At 48.9% G+C, this 3,200-nt stretch carries 3 protein-coding genes; all 3 read left to right on the top strand.

The genetic code is table 11. The annotated features are described in order from the left end of the window. Positions 1-222 precede the first annotated feature (222 nt). Positions 223-1,140 carry a tyrosine recombinase XerC gene (locus U9P07_00835; GenBank protein ID MEA2107951.1) on the top strand — a complete coding sequence of 306 codons (918 nt, stop codon included), beginning with the start codon at positions 223-225 and terminating at the stop codon, positions 1,138-1,140. Between the two features lie 97 nt (positions 1,141-1,237). After that, positions 1,238-1,786: an ATP-dependent protease subunit HslV gene (gene hslV, locus U9P07_00830; protein MEA2107950.1), complete on the top strand. Its 549-nt coding sequence runs from the start codon at positions 1,238-1,240 to the stop codon at positions 1,784-1,786. A 3-nt stretch (positions 1,787-1,789) separates the two neighbouring features. Next, the gene (hslU, locus tag U9P07_00825; protein ID MEA2107949.1) at positions 1,790-3,181 is read left to right on the top strand and encodes an ATP-dependent protease ATPase subunit HslU; all 1,392 of its coding nucleotides are present in this window, start codon (positions 1,790-1,792) and stop codon (positions 3,179-3,181) included. Positions 3,182-3,200 lie beyond the last annotated feature (19 nt).

Raw genomic sequence — 3,200 nt, 5'->3', positions numbered from 1 at the left:
CGAACGAATCACACGATGTGATTCGCGGCGGACGCCTCGGAAGCCGGCCTGTCTGCGTGCGGCACGCACAGGCAGGCCATGGACGGCCGGCGAGAATGAGCGAGAGCCATGCCGGAACATCCCTGGAAATTCCTTTCAGTTGTTTTTAGAGCGACTCAGAAAGTTGAGGTTGATAAATTGGCCGTTTTGGTCTAATAAATGCTTTTAGAGGTACTGTTTTTTATGCTTGGGGAAAAATTTTGTCCGCGGGAAGATTTTATCCGCTACCTGTCTGTGGAAAGGCATTATTCTGAGCATACCGTCAGGGCTTATCGTTCCGATCTTGACAGCCTTTACCGATTTCTGATGAATCGTTTTCAGTTTAGTGAAAAATCAGAAGAGTGTTGGCGTGAAGTAAAGGAACAGCATTTAAGGACTTTTTTGCGGGAACAGCTGCAAAAAACGAGCCGGGCGACGGTCAGCCGTCGATTGGCAACCATCAGATCATTTTTTTCTTTTTTGAAAAAACGTGGATGGCGGCTTGATAATCCGGCTGATTTATTGGTAACTCCTCGGCAGGGCCAGCATCTGCCAGCCTATCTGGAAATTGATGAAATGAAGGCGTTGCTGGAAGCTATTCCTCTTGATACGGTTTCGGGGAAACGTGACCGGGCGATTATGGAACTTCTTTATGCTTCCGGGATGCGGGTGGCGGAACTGACTGCCATGAATATGTCCCAGGTTGATTTTCTCGCTCAGGTTGTCAGGGTTATCGGTAAAGGGCGGAAAGAACGGGTCATTCCTTTGGGAAGTATGGCTGCACATTGGTTGAAGGAATATATTGCCGTCAGGATTCCTGCCGGAGAGGGGGATGATGCATTGTTTCTGAATGTCCGCGGCATCCGTCTTACTTCCCGTTCGGTAGCCCGGATGCTGGAAAAATATCTGCTGCAGGCAAAACTTTTTAAACCGTTTTCACCGCATTCCATCCGTCACTCATTTGCAACCCACCTGATGCAGAATGGGGCGGATTTGAGAAGCATTCAGGAACTTCTTGGCCATAGCAGCCTTTCTACTACCCAGAGATATACCCATCTGGATATTAAACGATTGGTGGAAATTTATGACCAGGCACATCCCCTGGCGGGGAAGCGGGAATGATCGTGGTGCTATGCTGAAGGTTGGAAGCGTCAGGACAGCCTTACAACTGAACGCTGGCAGCTGAAAGCTGATTGCTTAACATGATAGGAGAATATTTATGTTTAAAGGAACAACGATTCTTGCTGTTCGTACCGGCAAGGAACTGGCGATTGGTGGTGATGGCCAGGTCACCATGGGTGACACAGTGATGAAACACGGGGCCAGGAAAGTCCGCTGGCTTTTTGACCATCAGGTACTGGCTGGCTTTGCCGGCTCCACTGCCGATGCTTTTACTCTTTTTGAGCGCTTTGAGGAAAAATTGAACCAGTTTAACGGCAATCTGATGCGGTCAGCGGTGGAAATGGCCAAGGACTGGCGGATGGATAAGATGCTTCGTCGGCTGGAAGCGTTGCTGATTGTTGGCAATGAGGAGCATACTCTGGTATTGTCAGGAAATGGTGATGTCATTGAGCCGGATGATCATGTGGTGGCCATTGGTTCAGGCGCACCCTACGCCGAGGCGGCTGCCAAGGCTCTGATTAAGCACACCGAACTTCCAGCCACTGAAATAGTTAAAGAAGCTCTGACCATAGCTTCCACAATTTGTATCTATACTAATAACCAGTTTACCATTGAAAAATTGGTTGATGGTAAGGAGGAGAAATAATTTATGTCAACGTTAACCCCCCGTGAAATTGTCGTTGAGTTGGATAAATATGTGGTTGGCCAGGATGATGCCAAAAGGGCAGTGGCGATAGCCCTGCGTAATCGTTGGCGCCGCCAGCAGGTCCCGGGAGATCTGCGTGATGAAATAGCCCCAAAGAATATTATCATGATCGGGCCCACCGGAGTCGGTAAAACTGAAATTGCCCGCCGGTTGGCAAAACTGGCCCGTTCACCATTTATAAAAGTTGAGGCTTCCAAGTTTACTGAAGTTGGTTATGTGGGCCGTGATGTGGAATCCATGATCCGGGATTTAACTGAACTGGCAGTCACGATGGTTAAAGTCGAGGAGGCTGAAAATGTCCGGGGCAAGGCCCGGAAGGGTGCCGAAGATCGTCTCCTGGATATCCTCCTGCCGCCGGTGCAATCACCTCCTGATTCTAAACCCGCGGGCAGTGACGATGATAGTGAAATTAAAACTCCTGAAGTGATTGTTCTGCCGCCGGAAGCTGAACCACAGAAAAAGACCCGGGAAAAACTGCGGGGCCTTTTCCGCTCCGGTAAACTGGATGAACGCCTGGTGGACATAGAAATAACTGAGCGTTCGACGCCGGTGGTGGAAATTTTTTCTGCTGCCGGGATGGAGGAAATGGATATTAATCTGCGCGATATGTTTGAAAATATCATGCCGCAGAAAACCCGGAAGAAAAAGATGAAGGTCCCCGAGGCTTATGAATTCCTGGTGGAACAGGAAGCCCAGCGGATGGTTGATATGGAGAAGGTGGTGACCGAAGCCAAACGGCGGGTGGCCCAGCATGGAATTGTTTTCCTCGATGAGATAGACAAGGTGGTTGGCCGGGAAAGCAGTTCCGGTCCCGATGTTTCCCGTGAGGGAGTCCAGCGGGATTTATTACCCATCGTCGAAGGTTCATCGGTAAATACCAAGTACGGGATTATTAAAACCGATCATATTCTTTTCGTGGCCGCCGGAGCTTTCCACGGGGTTAAGCCTGCTGATTTGATTCCTGAGTTGCAGGGTCGTTTCCCGATCCGGGTGGAACTGGATTCTCTGGAAAAGGAGGATTTTGTCAGAATTCTTAAAGAACCGCGCAATGCTCTGATTACCCAGTACGTGGAATTAATGAAAACCGAAGATGTGAGGCTGGAAATTGCCGCTGATGCCATTGAAGAAATTGCTGAAATTGCCTGTTATGTCAATGAAAACCATGAAAATATCGGTGCCCGGCGCCTGCATACCATCTTGGAACGTCTTCTGGATGAAGTATCGTTCAATGCCTCTGAAATGAAAGGCGTCAAGGTTTCTATCGATGCCAAGGAGGTTAAACGAAAGCTGGAAGATGTGGTTGAGGATGAAGACCTCAGCCGCTATATTTTATAAGAAAGGTTAAAGGTGCAAG

It is taken from the genome of Pseudomonadota bacterium (assembly GCA_034660915.1).
Taxonomy (GTDB): domain Bacteria; phylum Desulfobacterota; class Anaeroferrophillalia; order Anaeroferrophillales; family Anaeroferrophillaceae; genus DQWO01.
Note: the sequence above shows the minus strand (reverse complement) of the source record. Positions and strands in the feature narration are given on the sequence as shown.

Bases quoted from the DNA above. Each gene is read 5' to 3' on its own strand.
- hslV (MEA2107950.1), top strand. From the start codon at position 1,238: ATGTTTAAAGGAACAACGATTCTTGCTGTTCGTACCGGCAAGGAACTG.
- U9P07_00835 (MEA2107951.1), top strand. From the start codon at position 223: ATGCTTGGGGAAAAATTTTGTCCGCGGGAAGATTTTATCCGCTACCTG.
- hslU (MEA2107949.1), top strand. From the start codon at position 1,790: ATGTCAACGTTAACCCCCCGTGAAATTGTCGTTGAGTTGGATAAATAT.